This is a genomic window from Paenibacillus rhizoplanae (assembly GCF_042684125.1).
GTDB lineage: Bacteria > Bacillota > Bacilli > Paenibacillales > Paenibacillaceae > Paenibacillus_AQ > Paenibacillus_AQ rhizoplanae.
Genome location: NZ_JBHUKY010000013.1, coordinates 25,715 through 42,305 on the forward strand (window position 1 = coordinate 25,715; position 16,591 = coordinate 42,305).

A 16,591-nucleotide genomic window follows, 5' to 3' on the forward strand; every position below is an offset into this window, starting at 1 on the left:
TAACGATTACCCGGAAGCACGCCGGAGTCCACCCTTCCCGTGAACTCCCCGCCTTCCTGTACAGCTATACATATGAACTTATGAATCAGGTTTTTAGATGGTTCAGGCTTTGCGGTTTTCCTCTTTTTTGCGTTTGCTTGCGCTGTATAGAATAGTACCCGCAAACACCGCAATCAGAATCCCAAAGAAAATGACATGCGGCAATTCATAGCCGAAGGCTCCGGCAAGCATTTTACCGGCAATAAGTGCAATGAGCAGGAATGCCGTCTGTTCCAGTTCAGGATATCTGGCAATCAGTTTGAGGAACACCTGTGCCACTCCGCGCATCATCAGTACGCCGAGGATACCGCCCAGGAAGAGTACCCATACTTCACTGCTAAGACCGAATGCAGCTACCACGCTGTCAATACTGAAGGCAATATCCATTAATTCAACCAGGAGTACCGTCTTCCAGAATGAGGCGCCTTTATTCTTAATCTCTCCCTCTTCTCCGCTGCTGCCCTTGTACAACCCTTTGTAGGCAATGTAGAAGAGATACAAGGCTCCAAGCACCTTAACCAGCGTGAACTTGACGAGATAGGTCCCCAGACCAATGGCCAGGAATCTGAATACGTAAGCACCGATAATACCGTAGAACAACGCCTTACGCTGCTGCTCCTTCGGCAGATGCTTAACCATTACCGCCAGTACAAGCGCGTTATCAGCCGACAGCAGACCCTCCAGCAGAATCAGGCTTCCGATTATCCCCCAGCTGACAGGGTCGGAGAGCGTTCCTGCAATATCACTCCATGAGAAGAAATGCCCGTAATTCTCACCGATACTCCTAAAAAAATCACTGAACCAGTCCATTCCACTTGCGCCTCCGGTAATATCAAATTATTTGCTTCCCGCTACCCAGCGAAGCCCCCAGCCATAAGCCTCATCCATCTCTCGGTGACCGCTAAAATATTGCACGAGCCGTTCAATACTGAAGGTCTCATTGTCCACATTCCGGATCAGCGCGATGGCGCACATGCCTTTACGGTTGTTATGCTCGTCCAGATTAACGATAATATCCGGTCCTCCATCCTGCTTCAGGGTAACCACTCCATCCGCCTCAGACCAGTTGGTAACTCCTTTGTAAATAAAGGCAAACACCAGAATCCGTTCGATCTGGGCAACCTTACTTCCGTTTATACGCAGATTCTCGCCAGATGTTACGGAGCCGGTCCGGTCATCTCCATCGAGCATCATATAAGGCTGCTGCTGCAGGTTACCGAACGCATTGCCCAGTGCCTGCACCACGCCTTTGCTGCCGTTCTTCAGCTCATACAGACAGGCCAGATCGAGATCCACCCCGCCCTTGTTACGGCTGAACAGCCCTCCGCCCTGCTTCTGGTTCCAGTTCAGGTTAATTAACAGCTCACCCAGACCGGAGGCGGATTTCTTCAGGTTAATCGAATCGCCCTTCTTCTTCAGCTCAATCTTCTTCAGATTGAGATTCAGCGCCGGTGCGGGAGCAGCCTCCTGCTTAGGCGGTGCCGGTGTAGGTGGTGCCGGTGTAGGTGGTGGAGGAATCACAATATTCGGTCTGGAGGACTCCGCGCGGGGCGGCGGCACTTGAAGCGGCGGGCGTCCCGGCGACGGCGTCTGTTCCGGCGGCTTCGGTGCCGGTGCAGGCTCGTCCGCTACTTCTATGCCATAGTTGCCGCAGAGCGCCTTAAGCCCGCCCGAGAAGCCCGCAACAATCGCACTGTATTTCCATTCTTCACCATGTCTATATAATTCTCCAACTACAACAGCCGTTTCCACAGAGAACTGATTTCCAAGGTTACACCGCAGAAGCTGCGCACCTGTCGCCTGATTCACGATCCGGCACTCCGCTTCACTCATTTGTCCGAACATCTGCTTGCGGTTTTCTCCGTCATACAGAGTAAGGGTGAAGGCAATCTTCACTATGTTTGCCGGAATCCGTTCCAGCGAGACCTCGAACTGCTTCAATCCGCCCGAAGCCGTCCCAGGTACATCCTTATAGGTGATATAGGGAGTAGACGGGTTATTATAAAAGATCAGATCGTCGTCACTGCCCACTTTACCGCCCGCTCCAAGCAGGAATGCGGAAGCATCAATATCCATGGAAGACGGAGCTTTCCACCCGATCTCAACCGTAATACTACGGAGCCCCGGGTTCCCTTTGGTCAGGTCTGCTTTCTGCCCTTTGACTACTTCTGTATTCATTCTTACGCCACCTTTATACATGGATAAGAGCGCAACTTATCAGATTTTGTGTATAAAAAGGGCAGGATCGATGATGATCCCGCCTTTGAAGCTCTTATTGCGCGTCCAGCCCGTAGTTTTTGCATAATGCACTTAGTCCGCCGGCGAAGCCGCTGCCGATCGCCTGGAATTTCCAATCCGCCCCCTGGCGGTAGAATTCACAGAAGACCACAGCAGTCTCAGTGGAGAAGTCCTCGCCGAGATCGAACCGCAGAATCTCACGGTCACTGGATGCATCCACTACGCGGACGAAGGCGTTGGAGACTTGTCCGAAGTTCTGTGCCCGGGCCTCATAATCATAGATCGTGACCGTGATCCCGATCCGCTGAATATTGGCAGGCACCAGGCTGAAGTCTACGACGATCTGCTCATCATCCCCGTCGCCCTCCCCTGTACGATTGTCGCCTGTGTGGGTTACAGATCCAGTACCGCCGCTTGGGTTGTTATAGAATACAAAGTCATTTTCGCTTTTGGCTTTGCCGTCCTCATGCAGCAGGAATGCTGATGCATCAAGGTCGAAATCTTTGCCGCCGCTATACTTGTTTGTATCCCAGCCCAGTCCTACAACTACTTTGGTCAGACCCGGATTGGTTTTGGTAAGATCAATCCGCTGTCCTTTGGAAAGACTGATCGTCACTGTAAAAAACCCTCTTTCCTTACAGATTTAATTCCCGGAACCGCCAGGCCTTATTGCAGGCCGTAATCACGGGTCAAGCCAGACAGGCCATCCTTATAGCCGCTGCCGATCGCATTGAATTTCCATTCTGCGCCGTTACGGTACAATTCGCCTACAACTACGCCTGTTTCAACGGAGAAATCTTCACCCAGGTCAAAACGGATCAGTTCCTCACTGTTCGCATCGTTGACGATACGCACATAAGAACGGGAGACTTGTCCGAAGTTCTGGCTTCTGGATTCTGCTTCATAGATGGTAATGGTGAAGGCAATCTTGTCCACATCTGCAGGAACATTAAGCAAATCGACTTGAACCTGCTCATCATCTCCGTCGCCTTCCCCTGTGCGGTTATCGCCGGTGTGAACGACAGATGCGTTCTCGTTCTGCTTGTTGTTGAAGAAGATGAAGTTGGTTTCTTTATCTACTTTACCGCTGGCATTGGTCAGGAACACGGAAACGTCAAGGTCAAAGTCCTTACCGCCATCGTATTTATTCGTATCCCATCCTAGGCCGACTGTGATTTTGGATAAGCCCGGGTTGGTTTTGGTCAGATCGATTTTTTGTCCCTTGGATAAGTTGATAGCCATGAATAGAGCCCTCTTTTCTCAAATTGGATTTAGATATAGCGTTCTGCCAGCTGATTGATATGCGCTGCGTGGGCGCCTTCACCGATGGCGGCGAATTTCCACTCATCGCCATGACGGTACAGCTCACCGCAGATCAGTGCTGTGAAGCCTGTATAATTGTCTGTCAGATTAAACTTAACCAATTCTGCGTTGCCTGCCGCATTAATAATCCGGATATACGCAGATTTGATCATCCCGAAATCCTGCTTGCGGTTCACAGCATCGTAGATGTTGACTACAACCAGAACCTTATGGACATCGGCAGGAATCGACTTCAGATTCACATTAATCTGCTCGTCGTCCCCGTCTCCCTCACCCGTCAGGTTATCTCCCGAGTGAACCACGGAGTTGTTCGTATTCTGTTTGTTGTGAAAGCAGACGAGGTTCAGCTTATTGGTCAGCTTGCCGTTCTCATTCAGCAGCAGCGCTGAGGCATCGCAGTCCACGTTCGCCTGTTTCTTGACGCCAAAGAATCCTCTTGCCGGTTCGGCAGGGTCCCAACCCAGTCCTACAATTACGTTAGACAGTCCGGCATTGCCTTTGGTTAAATCGATCTTCTGACCTTTTACCAGATTAATTCCAGCCAACTTGAAGTACCTCCGTTTCCAGATAGAAGTGTGCTTGCGGGTGTTACATCAGTGATACGGCGATGAATCGCCTAAAGTTTCACCTAATTAGCAAATGGAATCCAGCCTGTAATTACAGGCTGAATTCGCTAGGGCTAAGTGACAGCACATTGCAGATATTCCGCACAACCGCTTTCTCATGCTCATCGAAGTCACCGTCAGCCGCACCAATCGCGGAGCATACGCCTACAATAACGCGGCCAATCTCCGGTTTGCTGCTGAACTTTGCAATCGCCTTGAGCGCTTCCTGCTTGCCGATTTCGGGCGAGAATTCGAAGTTGCTCACATAGAAATTAAACTGGGCGATGACATCCCTCATATCAAATACCTTAAGTTCATTGCTGAGATTCATGTACCCCGCCATCTTGTTCTTCTCGGATTCCTCAATCTTGCCGTCAGCCGCAGCCACCAGTGCGCAGCCTGCCACTACAGCATTCATGAAGTCTTTATTTTTAAATTTCTTAACCTGTTCTGTCAGTCCGTTTTTTGTCGTATTCAACCAATTTTTAAATGTGCTCATCGTATTCTCCTTCTATCATTATGGAATTATGACCAGCAGAAAGCCTATGCGGTCTTATTAAGCACCCTATCCTTGTCTGCCGGAAATATAAGGATAAATCATTATGCAGAACCTCTGTCATCCTTATACTTTAAAAAAAGATATCCCCGAGCCTCCTCCCCGCCACCCTGGGCAGCTATTCACGCTTGGACTTATTGCCTATTTCTTACTCTTCTAATATAACCGATTAAATAACAATATTCTACTTTGGGCGATTCTTACAGCACCTTGGACAGAAACTCCCGTGTACGCTCATGCGACGGGCTGCCGAACAACTGCTCCGGCGCACCCTGCTCGACTATGGCCCCTTGCTCCATAAAAAGCACCCGGTCCCCCACTTCACGGGCGAAGCCCATCTCATGGGTCACCACAACCATGGTCATCCCCTCACGGGCCAGCTCCTTCATAACCGCCAAGACCTCGCCCACCATCTCGGGGTCCAGGGCCGAGGTCGGCTCGTCGAACAGCATGATCTTCGGCTCCATCGCCAGCGCCCGGGCAATCGCCACCCGTTGGGCCTGACCGCCGGAGAGCGAGGAAGGGTACATCTCCGCCTTCTCGCTAAGACCCACCTTCTGCAGCAGCTCTAATGCCTTCTGCCTTGCTTGATCCGCCGTCCATTTCCGCACCTTCATCGGGGCCAGCATGATGTTCTCGATCACTTTCCGGTGCGGAAACAGATTGAACTGCTGAAAGACCATCCCCAGCTCGGTACGGATATCGTTAATCCTTGTGCTCTTGGCCATCAAGGAAGTGCCTTCAATGATAATATCGCCCGCTTGCGGCTGCTCCAGCAGATTAAGGCAGCGCAGAAAGGTCGATTTGCCCGAGCCCGAAGGCCCGATGACGACCACAACCTCCCGGCTGTGAATGTCGACGCTGATATCCGTCAGTACCTGATGGGCACCGAATGATTTGTACAGATGCTTGACTGAAATAATCGGTTCCATAGGGGTTACACCTTCCGTTCAATATAATTAAGCAGCTTGCTGAGCGAATAAGTAAGAATGAAATAGATCAGTGCAGCGGTCAGATACGGCTCCCAGATCCGCAGGTATTGGCCTTTCATGGTATTGCTCCAGTACATAATCTCAGGGGCGGCAATCAGCGCCAGCAGCGAGGAATCCTTAACCAGCACAATGAATTCATTCCCGAACGCGGGAACCATCCGTTTGATCGCCTGGGGCAGAATAATGAAGCGCATCGCCTGCTGCCGGGTCATTCCGAGGGACAAGGCCGCTTCCCGCTGCCCAGAGTCGATGGACTGGATACCGGCGCGGAAGATCTCCGCAGAATAGGCGGCGGAATTGAGCGACAACGCCACGAATGCGCTCATCAGCACGTAGGTTTTGCCGTAGAACAACGGGATCAGCCCGAAGTGTACGATCAGAATCTGCACATAGAGCGGCGTACCCCGGAAGATGTTGATGTAGGCATGGAACGGCCAGCGGAAATACCATTTGGGCGCCATTTTACCGAAGCCGATAATCAGCCCCAGCAGGGAGCCGCACAGAATGGAGACCAGTGATACACCGATGGTGAACAAGGTCCCTTTTAGCAGAACCGGTAAATAATGAACGATGATGTCGAATCTGAAATCCATAGAATTCTTCCCTTCTCTTCTGCTTGTGGCTTGCTCAAAAAAAGAAGCACGCGCAATAGCAATCATTACGCATGCTTAGTTGTTCCCGGCCCTTTCGCTACTTCGCGTTCATTAGCGCCGCCGTGTCCGGCTCTTCGCCGAACCATTCCTTGTAGATCTCGGCATATTTGCCGTTCTCGATGACCTTCTTGATCGCCGGGTCCAACTTGGCCTTCCATTCACTGCCCTTCGGATACAGGATGCCGTAGTACTCAGAGCCGAAATTCTCCTTGTCGATAATGCCGGTCAGCTTCTCCTTCGGATTGTTCTTGATGTATTCGTTCACGATGGCGATATCCGCAACCACCGCATCCGCACCGCCGCCGTTCAGCTCCATCAGCGCTACCGCATTGCTGTCGAACCGCTTCAGGTTACCGTTGTCAATGCCCATAATGCCGCTCATCAGCTCATCAGCTGTGGTGGCTGCCTGAACCGCAACCTTCTTCCCCTTCAGGTCCAGGGCGGATTTGATGTCGCTGCCTTCTTTAACCATGATCATATTCGTAGATTCGAAATAAGGGATGGAGTAGTCATAGGTTTCCTTGCGCTCATCTGTAATCGATACCGAGGATACGCCCGCCTGGTATTCCGTGCCCTGCTTCACACTGGTCAGCATGGTATCCCAGCCTGTGCTCGTGACCGTGTAATCGATGCCGGCCTCCTCCATTACCGCCTTGATGAAATCAATGTCAAAGCCCTTGATCGTATCGGTATCCATGTACTCCATTGGTGCATAGCTGGCATCGGTAGCGATTTTGAGGCTTTTCCCGTCCGCACTGCCGCCTTTTGCATCATTGCCAGAGCCACAACCCGCTATTGCCAAGACCAGGAGTGCCACCATACCTGACATCGCCCATTTTTTCCGGATTCCCATTCTCCAATCCCCCCACTTATTTGTAAAATAACTTAAGGAGATTTTATCAGATTAAAGTAGTGATGACAATTAACTTTATCTCATTGTGTTATATAACATTACATTATTATCGATATATTGTAACATCTCATGCAAAAAAGCAGCCAAAACGCCCCGGAGAGAGCTCCCCGGCAGCATCCTGGCTGCTTACTGAATGGTCAATGGAACCTATTAGCACATAATTTAGAAGGTCAGATCGCCGTCATAGGAAGCAATCAACCGGTACAGCTCTGGACGGCGGTCACGGAAGATCCCCCATTCGATCCGGCCTACCTCAAGCGCGTCCAGATCAAATTCGCTGACCAGTACAGTCTGCTCATCCCGTCCGGCTTCGACAATCTTGTTGCCCTGCGGACCAGCGATGAACGACGAGCCGTAGAAGTCAATGCTGGAATCCTCGTCAGTCTCCTTGCCGATCCGGTTGGAGGCCACGACAGGAATCAGGTTAGCGGCAGCATGACCCAGCATGCAGGTCTGCCAGTGATCCTTGGAATCAATCGACCCATCCTGCGGCTCCGAGCCGATGGCTGTAGGGTAGAACAGAATCTCCGCACCCATCAGGCTCATCACCCGGGCAGCTTCCGGGTACCATTGGTCCCAGCATACGCCAACTCCGATTTTGGCATAACGGGTATTCCACACCTTGAAGCCGGTATCGCCCGGGTTGAAGTAGAACTTCTCTTCATAGCCCGGACCGTCAGGAATATGGCTCTTGCGGTATTTGCCCATCACGGTTCCGTCCGCATCAATGACCGCCAGCGAGTTGTACCGCGCATAATTCTTCTTCTCATAAAAGCTGATCGGCAGCACCACGGCAAGCTCCTTGGCGATAGCCTTGAAGTGGTTCACCGCCTTGTTCTGCTCAAGCTCTGTAGCATAAGCATAGTAATCCGACTTCTCCTTCTGGCAGAAATACGGCGTCTCGAACAGCTCCTGCAGCAGAATAATCTGCGCGCCTTGGGCAGCCGCCTCTCTAACCAGTGTCTCCGCCTTGCGGATATTCTCATCAATGTCGCCGGAACAGCTCATTTGCGTCGCGGCTACTTTTACTTGTCTCATGGTTGTTCCTCCTTGTATGAACTTATAACACTTAGAACTCAAAGCTTGGTCGTCGCTGCGGTGAACATTTGGACTTCCGGCCGCTGTTGTCACCAGATTTCTTGATTTAATCGACTCTTCGCGGTTGAAATCCGGTGACAGCTGATGCTTCCGAAGCGAGCTTTCCTACGGAAAGCTTTCAGGCGGTCGCTAACGCTCCTACAGTTCCAAATTTCCCCTCCGCTTCTTTTCGCTTTTCGTTAAGCTCCATCCACTGCAGGCATCTGCTGGGTGGTGCAATGCACGTTCCCGCCTTCGCCGATCACGGCCATTCCGTTCACGGTACGGATTCTACGGTCTTGGAACAGTCCGGCCAGCGTCTCTTCAGCCAGCTTGTCCGTCTCAGCCGCTGTACCGCCGAAGACCGGCAGGATAATACCGCCGTTCACAAAATAAAAGTTCAGATAGCTCAGGGTCAGACGGCTGTCCTCATAATCTGTACGGGGCGGCTGCTGAATGCGGATAATCTCCAGCTTCCGGCCTTTGGCATCGACTGCCTGCTCGAGAATACGCAGATTCTCCTGCGTAATCGCATAGTTCTCATCCTGCGGGTTCTCGCAGACCTGGATAATCACCTTACCCGGTGCCGCGAAGCAGGCGATGTTATCGACATGCCCGTCCGTCTCATCCCCGCTGAGGCCGCGCTTCAGCCAGATGATGGACTCCGTCCCGGTATATTGCTTGACATAACCGGCAATCTCTTCGCGGCTCAGCTCAGGATTACGGTTCGTATTCAGCAGACATTCCTCTGTGGTCAGCAGGGTGCCCTCGCCATCCGTATGAATAGAGCCGCCCTCCATCACCAGCGGAGCATCGAACGCGCTGACCTCCAGGTGCTTCAGAATCTGCGGAGCCACCTCATCATCGAGATCCCAAGGCGAGTATTTGCCGCCCCAGGCATTGAACTTCCAGTTGACTCCGGCCAGCTTCCCACCCGGACCCGTGAGGAAGGTCGGTCCGTTGTCCCGCAGCCAGGCATCGTTGTGCCGGATCGGGAGCAGTGTGACATTATTTCCAAGCGCCAGCTTCTCTACCGCATCCAGCTCATCGGGATTGACGATAACCGTCACCGGCTCGAATTCGGCAATCGCACGGATAATCTCGGCATAGCCTGTACTGACCGCTTCATGATTATCAGGGTGTACCATAGAGTCCTTCACCGGCCAGGAAATGAAGGTCCGTTCATGCTTGGCCCATTCGGCCGGCATTGTATAGTGTAAATCACGTGGATGCATCATTTAGTTACCTCTGCTGTTTAGTTTTTGAAGCCGGGGATCTGCCCGCAAGCTCCTCACCCATCATACATTAATATGCCGGTGGGCTCAATTGCTGCGCAGCAATAATCCCTCTGGAAATATCCAGAGGGATTATTGTGGAAGCTGAGTTATTACAGCCTGATCTGCTTGATGATATTGCCGCTGAAGTCCTTAATGAGAAATTCCCCATTCTCCAGAACGCCGTAGGAGTTCGGGTTGTTCTCCTTCGGCAGTGCAATCGATCCGGGGTTGAGCAGGGTAATGCCGTCCTTCACCTCTGCCACCGGCAGATGCGTATGCCCCTGAATGAATACATCCTGCGGGGCCAGCGCCGGTAAGTGGTCGATGCTGAAGCCATGCCCGTGCGTGGCGTAGATTTTGCGGCCTTCATGCAGAATCAGTACATAGTCGCCCATCATCGGGAAGTGCAGCAGCATCTGATCCACCTCGGCGTCACAGTTCCCTCTTACCGCCGCCAGCGATTTGCCCGATTGGTTGTAAGCATTCAGCCTGTCGGCAACCCCCTGCGGATTATACCCCTCCGGCAGCGGATTCCTCGGTCCGTGATACAGGAAATCCCCCAGTATAACCAGCGTGTGCGGCTGCTCCTCCTCCGCCTTCGCCAGCGCCTGTTCCAGCCAGTACAGCGATCCGTGGATATCGGAAATAAACATCAGCTTCATTTCGAACGCTTCCTCTCAGTAAATATATCCTGCCCAAAATGCAACATTCCGCTCACCATTCCCGTACGAATCGACTATTGTTGCATAAAAAGCAGTATTCCTGCTCCTTCAAGCTGATTGGCGGGATGATTTTTTGCAATTTGTGCAACATTTCGCCTAAACTCCCATGTATACATGCACCAAAACTGCAATATATGCAACAATCGGCCGCATCAAGGCAGATTGGACGAGCCCATCAGGAAGCGGTCTACCTCGCGGGCGGCCTGACGGCCTTCGTTAATCGCCCACACCACAAGACTCTGGCCGCGCCGCATGTCACCGGCTGTGAAGACTCCCTCTACATTCGTTGTCTGTGCGCCGAACTCTGCCTTAACGTTGGAACGCTCATCGCATTCTACGCCAAGCTGTCCCAGCACCGTTTCTTCCGGTCCGGTGAAGCCCAGAGCCAGCAGTACCAGCTGCGCTTGAATGACCTCTTCACTGCCCGGCACTTCTACAGGGATCATCCGTCCATCCTCCGTGCGCTTCCATTCAATACGCACCGTGTGCAGCTCCTGTACATGTCCGCTTGCATCGCCGACGAAGCGCTTGGTATTGACCAGATAGCGGCGCGGATCTTCTTCATATAGAGTAGCTGCCTCCTGCTGTCCGTAGTCCACCTTCAACACCTTCGGCCATTCCGGCCAAGGATTGCCCGGCTGGCGGGTCAATGGCGACTGCGGCATAATCTCCAGCTGGATCACGCTGCGGCAGCCGTGGCGGATCGAAGTGGCTACACAGTCCGTTCCCGTATCTCCGCCGCCGATGACGACAACATCCTTGCCTGCCGCCGACAGATATTCCCCGTCCTCCAGCCCGGAATCCAGCAGGCTCTTCGTATTCAGTGTCAGGAACTCCATCGCCTGATGGATGCCGCGCAGCTCCCGGCCTTCCAGCGGCAGGTCGCGCGCCTTGGTCGATCCGCCGCAGAGGACGACTGCATCATGCACCTCCTGTAGCTGCGCGGCAGTAATATCTCTGCCGATCTCAGTCCGGGTGACGAAGGTAATGCCTTCCGCAGCCAGCAGATCCACCCGGCGCTGCACCTTCTTTTTATCGAGCTTCATGTTCGGAATCCCATAGGTCAGCAGACCGCCAATCCGGTCAGCCCGCTCATACACCGTTACACTATGTCCCGCCTTGTTCAGTTGGGCGGCGCAGGCAAGCCCGGCAGGGCCGGAGCCGACGACGGCCACCTTCTTGCCTGTCCGGGTAAGCGGCGGCTCAGGAACGATCCAGCCTTCGGCAAACCCTCTATCTACAATCGCTTTTTCGATCGATTTAATCGTTACCGAATCGCCGTTCTTCCCTACTGTGCAAGCACCTTCACATGGTGCAGGGCAGACGCGTCCCGTAAATTCAGGGAAATTGTTCGTCTTGTGCAGGCGCTTCAGCGCGACCTGCCAGTTGCCGCGGTATACCATGTCATTCCACTCTGGAATCAGATTATGCAGCGGACAGCCGCTCGCCATCCCCGACAGAATACGCCCTACATGACAGAACGGTGTTCCGCAGTCCATACAACGGGCACCCTGCTCACGCAGCTGTTCTTCCTCCATCGGAACCGAGAATTCATTCCAGTTCTTAATCCGCTCCATAGGCTCGCATTCAGCAGGCGTCCGCCGCTGATATTCGATAAATCCGGTTGTTTTACCCATCCCTGTCATCCTCCGAGTCTCTCTGATTGGCCGCCGAAAGGTAATAGACGGCATTCATGCCCACACCCGGCTCCAAAAAGAAACACACTCTTCTGTCACCGTCCGTTATTCTGTCACTGTAAAGCAGCGAAGCAAGAGGCTACAACGGGGCTTCAAATCACCCCGGTACAGGCTCTTGCACGGTTATCATAAGGGGAATAAATGCCTTCATATTACCACCTATCCGCAGGGAGGGAACATGAGCAATGTCACCTTTTTTATTAACGTTGTGTGGCAAATAGTGTACAGCAGACTCAGGCAGCATCTTTTTTCTTGAACATATTGTAGACCGAGCTGAACACCCCGAACAGAATCCCCGTTAACGGGAAGACGATCCAGTTGATCTCCCACTGGTCGAACACGAAACCGCTGACCAGAAAAACACAGGTAACCAGCGGCCAGATAATAGCGGCAACCGCACCGACAATCCGGTCCTCCTCCTTCTTCTCTTCCTGCTTCTCCTCACTGAAATCGCCGGTCTTCAGCAGTCTCTGATAAGCGCCCCGAATATTCCCGTAATACACGAAGAGGAACACGGCCACAGCCACTATAATCAATAGAACAGCTACCCCATAGGAGCTGTATTCATCTCCGAAGGCGGAAGATACAAAGATAGCAATCGGCGACAATACGCATAAACAGACCCCCATGATGAGCGACAACGTATAGGTAGCGGCAAAAGCCGACTGTCTCTGCTCAATATACGTCTCCAGCGGATACGGCAGACTGAACCCCGACTCCATGTATTTGTATCTCTCCATCTTCGTGCCGCTATAGATAAATAACGCAATAGCCGGACCAAGCAGCAGTATCAGGGGGACCAACCCGATCATGCTCATCGCATCCTCAGAGAATACAGAGTCCATGAAGCCGTTCTCCCCCAGACCTGAGATCAGGATAAGCAGCGCAGCGCCCAGCATAATCAGCCCTACGCCCCAGCCTACGAGCAGGCCGGATCTTTTTTTGGCAGCGATAAATCCCTCTACAGCAAGCTCATCCAGCATGGGCAGCATAGATAGTCCTTCCTCCTTACGAACCTCTCCAAGCCCCAGCTCGCTGACCAGCTCATCGATGTTGCCGAATTCGGAAATCACGATGCCCACCGCCTCATTCTCCGTCTTCCCTTCATGCTTCAGTTCATAGTATTTCTCTTCCATGTTGCCAAGCAACTCCTGCTTCAGCATCACCATCTGTTCCGTTCTGGGCAGAGATGCGAACATATTGTTCAAATATACAATGATGGTATCCAAGTTCCTCACAGCTCCTTTATGAATTTGTTGATAACTTCCTGCGTGATCTGCCATTCCTCACATTTGGCCCGGTAGTAGGCAAGACCCTGCGGAGTGATGCGGTAGTAGGTGCGTCTTTTGCCAAACGTCTCATCCAGATAAAAGGAATCAATATAACCGTTCTTCTCCAGCCGGGTGAATGCCGAATAGAGCGTAGTTTCCTTCATAATGTACTTCTCTTCCGATAGCTTCCGTATATTCTTGGAAATCTCATAGCCGTAAGACTCCCCGTCCAGAAGCATGTAGAGGATCATCGTGTCGTTGTATCCCCTAATCACATCACTGCTGATCAATTGCCTGCCTCCTATACTTCATCTGTCGTAGTAATTAAATTCAGTGTAGCACAATTACTACGACAGATGAAGTAGTGTTTAGTGGAATTATGATTTATTTTTAAAAGCGGGCTTTCGGCCGGTTTTTGCTTGCTAAATTAGGCTCATATAATCTGTACTACCAAATTTAAAATGCTGCCTTAATATACGAAAAAGCTTTCCTTCAGGGGAAAGCTTTTTCGTGCAAATTCCTTATTGGAATACGGATTGGGTTGTAAAAGATATCTAATAATTTACCTATTAAGTGAAGGATTATCGGCAACCGGCATTGTCAGGGGATGACAATGAACAAGGTTGATTCCCGCGATATCACCTCTACATCATAATGAAAAGGATGATTAATATGGCTAACGCTAAATATCGACAAACAACCTGGAATGGAATTACAGTAGATTATATTGAAGCAGATATATCGACGATTCGGATTAAAGACTTGGGGGGAACAAATCTCACAACCTCTAGCGAGTACGGAATTAACGGGACTTACTTTGACGATACTACAGGCTATGTTCATGGTATTGCCGTGACATCCGGTGGTACTCCAGTAAGAAACTATGCTTCAACCAATGCAACATTAAACCGCGGCACGCTTGTTTGTATGCGACCCAACAACGGAACAAATCAAGTAGCATATGTCTCCGTCATTAACAAGATTGCTGACTTGTCCATTCCGACTGGCTGGATTGATTGGGCAATTGGAGGTGTCAGCTTAAAGCTGCAAGAGGCGGTTTCTAGCGAAGCTGCTTACAATAATCTCGTCAAGGATGAAAAAGGAAATCTAAGCTTCGGTGGCAACTATCGTGCTGCAGTGGGTTATAATGGCAGCAAAATTATTATGGCAGCAATGACCAAAGCCACTAACTGTACAGCGTTGGACGCGAGAGGTATCATGAAATATCTTGGATGTACTGATGCAATTATGCTGGATGGCAGCACAGCATCACAAATTCGTGCGAAACCAGCAAACAGCAGCAAACCTTATGTTTCAGGTGGCCCACGTAGCATCTATAGCATTATCACAGTAAATGGAGCCACTTGGTCTTAATACAATCAAGCTTTTTATGGGAAATCCATTATGGATTTCCTTTTTTAATACATAATTGTGTAACTTTTTCTCTTTGATAACGTCTAATTTAATATCATCCAAAAAGGTGGGATAAAATGTCAAATCATATTGCTAGATCGGCTTTAAGCCTTTCCATGGTCATGTTCATGTTGTTATCCTGTAGTAATGCGGTTCCGACAGGTGAATCAAATAAAGTAACCAGTACGACTTCACACAACAACTCGAAAGATAACAGCAATGAAAAACCATCTAAAACAGAGCAGTCAAAAGAGAATCGCTTTAAAGCTGAACTAGCATTTGATGTGAGTTCTTTAGAAAATCAGTTGTCAGAAGACCAGCGGCCACTGCTAACTGTTCTTGAAAAAAATCTAAAGGCACTTGTTGAGCACAACCATGATGAGTTTCAAGTAGGTTTTGTCAATAAGAAATTAGCTGATGCCTTAGATTTTTATTACGGTGAAAACCTCCAATATAAGTTCACAGGTGTTGAAAGTGTAGAATCCAATTCCACAATCAAAAACCAGGTGCATATTACAGTCATTGGAGAATGTTTGGACAACAAGACTGGAAAGTTAGACTCAGTTAAAATGATGTATGCCATTCGGCAGAATGAAAAAGGCACTTGGGATATATACACAATTGATTGACCCCCTGTCCGTCAACGTTAGAGATGGAGTCTAACCTTAGACTCTATAGCAACTACTTGTAGCCAAGGATAACCATGTTTTTTCTTCATTAAGCTGAAACACCTCGTTTGACATTTTTTTTAAATCTCTTTACATCCTCCAACGTAGCAGAGTCCCTGTATTGTTCAAACAGTGTCAAGCATAAAACCTAGCACTCTTTTCCGATATGACAGAGACATTATACTGGCCCTGTTCACCCCCCATCCCCTGAAATGTAATGTAGTCAGAGAAACGCCCATCCTCTTGCAGCTACGCCAACCGGAACGACAGGAGCAGGCTTATCGGATATTAAAGGAACTGCTGGAACCCAATTTGACGACAAAAAATAAGCGAAAGCCTTTATTCTTCAATAAAAACTGCCTTCGTACAGACTTGAACCACCTAGAGGATATGGCCCACTAATCAAAAAAAAGCAGGTTATCGAAGAGATAGCCCGCTCTTTTTGCACGAAAAATAAGATTAGACTATCAGTTGGAATTGACAGATAAACAATACTTTTATATCATTTATTTATCGCTCGATAAATAAACGATTGGAAATGATCATAATGGCAGCAAAGGAAGATAAGAAGCAAAAAATTATGGAAAGTGCCTTGACCTTATTTGCAGAATATGACTACTACAGGACAACAACTGCCATGGTAGCTAAAGCAGCGGGAGTTACACAACCCTACATTTTTCATTTCTTTGACAACAAAGAAGACTTATACATAGCTGTGTTAAAACGTGCATACGATCGAATTCATGACACTTTTATGGAAGTCGAAGCACCTGCTGATCAGCTGGTTGGCGCTATGGGCGCCAGTTTTTTCAACTTAATGCAGACACACCGTTCCGAAGTACTGATGGTAATGCAAGCTTATACCATATCGGAAGCAGGGATCAAACAACATTCTGCTAAGCTCTATACGACTATTTTTGACGAAGTGACTGCCAAATTCCAGAAAGCCGGGGTACCTAATGCGGAAGTAAATGCAGTCCGTTTTATGAGCATAGGGCTGCTAGTCACGTTATCCGAGGTGCTTGATTTATCAGAAATAAAACAATCCATATTAATGACTAAAGAATGAAGTAAGTGCAAGCAGCAAACGGATAAATTTTATCTGTTACTGCTTGCACTTATTTTGATAATTATTTATTGATCGATA

18 protein-coding genes are annotated in these 16,591 nt (G+C 50.0%); 3 read left to right on the top strand and 15 right to left on the bottom strand.

Annotated elements, in window-relative coordinates; translation table 11 throughout:
- Positions 1 to 102 precede the first annotated feature (102 nt).
- The 15 genes from ACFSX3_RS04950 to ACFSX3_RS05020 all read right to left on the bottom strand — a co-directional run bounded on the left by ACFSX3_RS04950 (position 103) and on the right by ACFSX3_RS05020 (position 13,653).
- A complete protein-coding gene (locus ACFSX3_RS04950; protein WP_209992888.1) occupies positions 103 to 849 on the bottom strand; it encodes a TerC family protein in 747 nt (248 codons plus the stop codon).
- 27 nt (positions 850 to 876) lie between these two features.
- On the bottom strand, positions 877 to 2,217 hold the full coding sequence (locus tag ACFSX3_RS04955) for a TerD family protein (RefSeq protein ID WP_209992887.1): 1,341 nt from the start codon (positions 2,215 to 2,217) through the stop codon (positions 877 to 879).
- Between the two features lie 94 nt (positions 2,218 to 2,311).
- A complete protein-coding gene (locus tag ACFSX3_RS04960) occupies positions 2,312 to 2,893 on the bottom strand; it encodes a TerD family protein (RefSeq protein ID WP_036723550.1) in 582 nt (193 codons plus the stop codon).
- A gap of 50 nt (positions 2,894 to 2,943) precedes the next feature.
- Positions 2,944 to 3,519 (bottom strand): TerD family protein, encoded by a 576-nt coding sequence (locus ACFSX3_RS04965; RefSeq protein WP_076085949.1) that lies wholly within the window; start codon positions 3,517 to 3,519, stop codon positions 2,944 to 2,946.
- 29 nt (positions 3,520 to 3,548) lie between these two features.
- A complete protein-coding gene (locus tag ACFSX3_RS04970; protein ID WP_036695598.1) occupies positions 3,549 to 4,145 on the bottom strand; it encodes a TerD family protein in 597 nt (198 codons plus the stop codon).
- Between the two features lie 112 nt (positions 4,146 to 4,257).
- Positions 4,258 to 4,704 (bottom strand): tellurite resistance TerB family protein, encoded by a 447-nt coding sequence (locus tag ACFSX3_RS04975; protein WP_036695597.1) that lies wholly within the window; start codon positions 4,702 to 4,704, stop codon positions 4,258 to 4,260.
- Between the two features lie 257 nt (positions 4,705 to 4,961).
- Positions 4,962 to 5,684: an amino acid ABC transporter ATP-binding protein gene (locus ACFSX3_RS04980; RefSeq protein WP_209992915.1), complete on the bottom strand. Its 723-nt coding sequence runs from the start codon at positions 5,682 to 5,684 to the stop codon at positions 4,962 to 4,964.
- Positions 5,685 to 5,698: 14 nt separating this feature from the next.
- The gene (locus tag ACFSX3_RS04985) at positions 5,699 to 6,346 is read right to left on the bottom strand and encodes an amino acid ABC transporter permease (protein WP_209992886.1); all 648 of its coding nucleotides are present in this window, start codon (positions 6,344 to 6,346) and stop codon (positions 5,699 to 5,701) included.
- A 97-nt stretch (positions 6,347 to 6,443) separates the two neighbouring features.
- Positions 6,444 to 7,259: a transporter substrate-binding domain-containing protein gene (locus ACFSX3_RS04990; RefSeq protein WP_209992885.1), complete on the bottom strand. Its 816-nt coding sequence runs from the start codon at positions 7,257 to 7,259 to the stop codon at positions 6,444 to 6,446.
- Positions 7,260 to 7,481: 222 nt separating this feature from the next.
- A complete protein-coding gene (gene aguB / locus ACFSX3_RS04995; RefSeq protein ID WP_209992884.1) occupies positions 7,482 to 8,357 on the bottom strand; it encodes an N-carbamoylputrescine amidase in 876 nt (291 codons plus the stop codon).
- Between the two features lie 239 nt (positions 8,358 to 8,596).
- Positions 8,597 to 9,631: an agmatine deiminase family protein gene (locus ACFSX3_RS05000; RefSeq protein ID WP_209992913.1), complete on the bottom strand. Its 1,035-nt coding sequence runs from the start codon at positions 9,629 to 9,631 to the stop codon at positions 8,597 to 8,599.
- A 152-nt stretch (positions 9,632 to 9,783) separates the two neighbouring features.
- Entirely contained in the window at positions 9,784 to 10,335 is a 552-nt protein-coding gene (yfcE, locus tag ACFSX3_RS05005; RefSeq protein WP_209992883.1) for a phosphodiesterase, read from the bottom strand.
- A 212-nt stretch (positions 10,336 to 10,547) separates the two neighbouring features.
- Positions 10,548 to 12,032 (bottom strand): glutamate synthase subunit beta, encoded by a 1,485-nt coding sequence (locus ACFSX3_RS05010; RefSeq protein WP_209992882.1) that lies wholly within the window; start codon positions 12,030 to 12,032, stop codon positions 10,548 to 10,550.
- Positions 12,033 to 12,325: 293 nt separating this feature from the next.
- Positions 12,326 to 13,321 (bottom strand): permease prefix domain 1-containing protein, encoded by a 996-nt coding sequence (locus tag ACFSX3_RS05015; protein ID WP_209992881.1) that lies wholly within the window; start codon positions 13,319 to 13,321, stop codon positions 12,326 to 12,328.
- A 5-nt stretch (positions 13,322 to 13,326) separates the two neighbouring features.
- Entirely contained in the window at positions 13,327 to 13,653 is a 327-nt protein-coding gene (locus ACFSX3_RS05020) for a PadR family transcriptional regulator (protein ID WP_036723569.1), read from the bottom strand.
- A gap of 382 nt (positions 13,654 to 14,035) precedes the next feature.
- Here ACFSX3_RS05020 and ACFSX3_RS05025 point away from each other — a divergent pair, with 382 nt between their 5' ends.
- The 3 genes from ACFSX3_RS05025 to ACFSX3_RS05035 all read left to right on the top strand — a co-directional run bounded on the left by ACFSX3_RS05025 (position 14,036) and on the right by ACFSX3_RS05035 (position 16,513).
- Positions 14,036 to 14,737 (top strand): phosphodiester glycosidase family protein, encoded by a 702-nt coding sequence (locus ACFSX3_RS05025; protein ID WP_209992880.1) that lies wholly within the window; start codon positions 14,036 to 14,038, stop codon positions 14,735 to 14,737.
- A gap of 116 nt (positions 14,738 to 14,853) precedes the next feature.
- Positions 14,854 to 15,405 (top strand): hypothetical protein, encoded by a 552-nt coding sequence (locus ACFSX3_RS05030; RefSeq protein ID WP_209992879.1) that lies wholly within the window; start codon positions 14,854 to 14,856, stop codon positions 15,403 to 15,405.
- A gap of 586 nt (positions 15,406 to 15,991) precedes the next feature.
- A complete protein-coding gene (locus tag ACFSX3_RS05035; RefSeq protein WP_209992878.1) occupies positions 15,992 to 16,513 on the top strand; it encodes a TetR/AcrR family transcriptional regulator in 522 nt (173 codons plus the stop codon).
- The last annotated feature ends 78 nt before the right edge of the window (positions 16,514 to 16,591 follow it).

Bases quoted from the DNA above. Each gene is read 5' to 3' on its own strand.
- ACFSX3_RS04950 (WP_209992888.1), bottom strand. From the start codon at position 849: ATGGACTGGTTCAGTGATTTTTTTAGGAGTATCGGTGAGAATTACGGG.
- ACFSX3_RS04955 (WP_209992887.1), bottom strand. From the start codon at position 2,217: ATGAATACAGAAGTAGTCAAAGGGCAGAAAGCAGACCTGACCAAAGGG.
- ACFSX3_RS04965 (WP_076085949.1), bottom strand. From the start codon at position 3,519: ATGGCTATCAACTTATCCAAGGGACAAAAAATCGATCTGACCAAAACC.
- ACFSX3_RS04975 (WP_036695597.1), bottom strand. From the start codon at position 4,704: ATGAGCACATTTAAAAATTGGTTGAATACGACAAAAAACGGACTGACA.
- ACFSX3_RS04985 (WP_209992886.1), bottom strand. From the start codon at position 6,346: ATGGATTTCAGATTCGACATCATCGTTCATTATTTACCGGTTCTGCTA.
- ACFSX3_RS04990 (WP_209992885.1), bottom strand. From the start codon at position 7,259: ATGGGAATCCGGAAAAAATGGGCGATGTCAGGTATGGTGGCACTCCTG.
- aguB (WP_209992884.1), bottom strand. From the start codon at position 8,357: ATGAGACAAGTAAAAGTAGCCGCGACGCAAATGAGCTGTTCCGGCGAC.
- ACFSX3_RS05000 (WP_209992913.1), bottom strand. From the start codon at position 9,631: ATGCATCCACGTGATTTACACTATACAATGCCGGCCGAATGGGCCAAG.
- yfcE (WP_209992883.1), bottom strand. From the start codon at position 10,335: ATGAAGCTGATGTTTATTTCCGATATCCACGGATCGCTGTACTGGCTG.
- ACFSX3_RS05010 (WP_209992882.1), bottom strand. From the start codon at position 12,032: ATGGGTAAAACAACCGGATTTATCGAATATCAGCGGCGGACGCCTGCT.
- ACFSX3_RS05025 (WP_209992880.1), top strand. From the start codon at position 14,036: ATGGCTAACGCTAAATATCGACAAACAACCTGGAATGGAATTACAGTA.
- ACFSX3_RS05030 (WP_209992879.1), top strand. From the start codon at position 14,854: ATGTCAAATCATATTGCTAGATCGGCTTTAAGCCTTTCCATGGTCATG.
- ACFSX3_RS05035 (WP_209992878.1), top strand. From the start codon at position 15,992: ATGGCAGCAAAGGAAGATAAGAAGCAAAAAATTATGGAAAGTGCCTTG.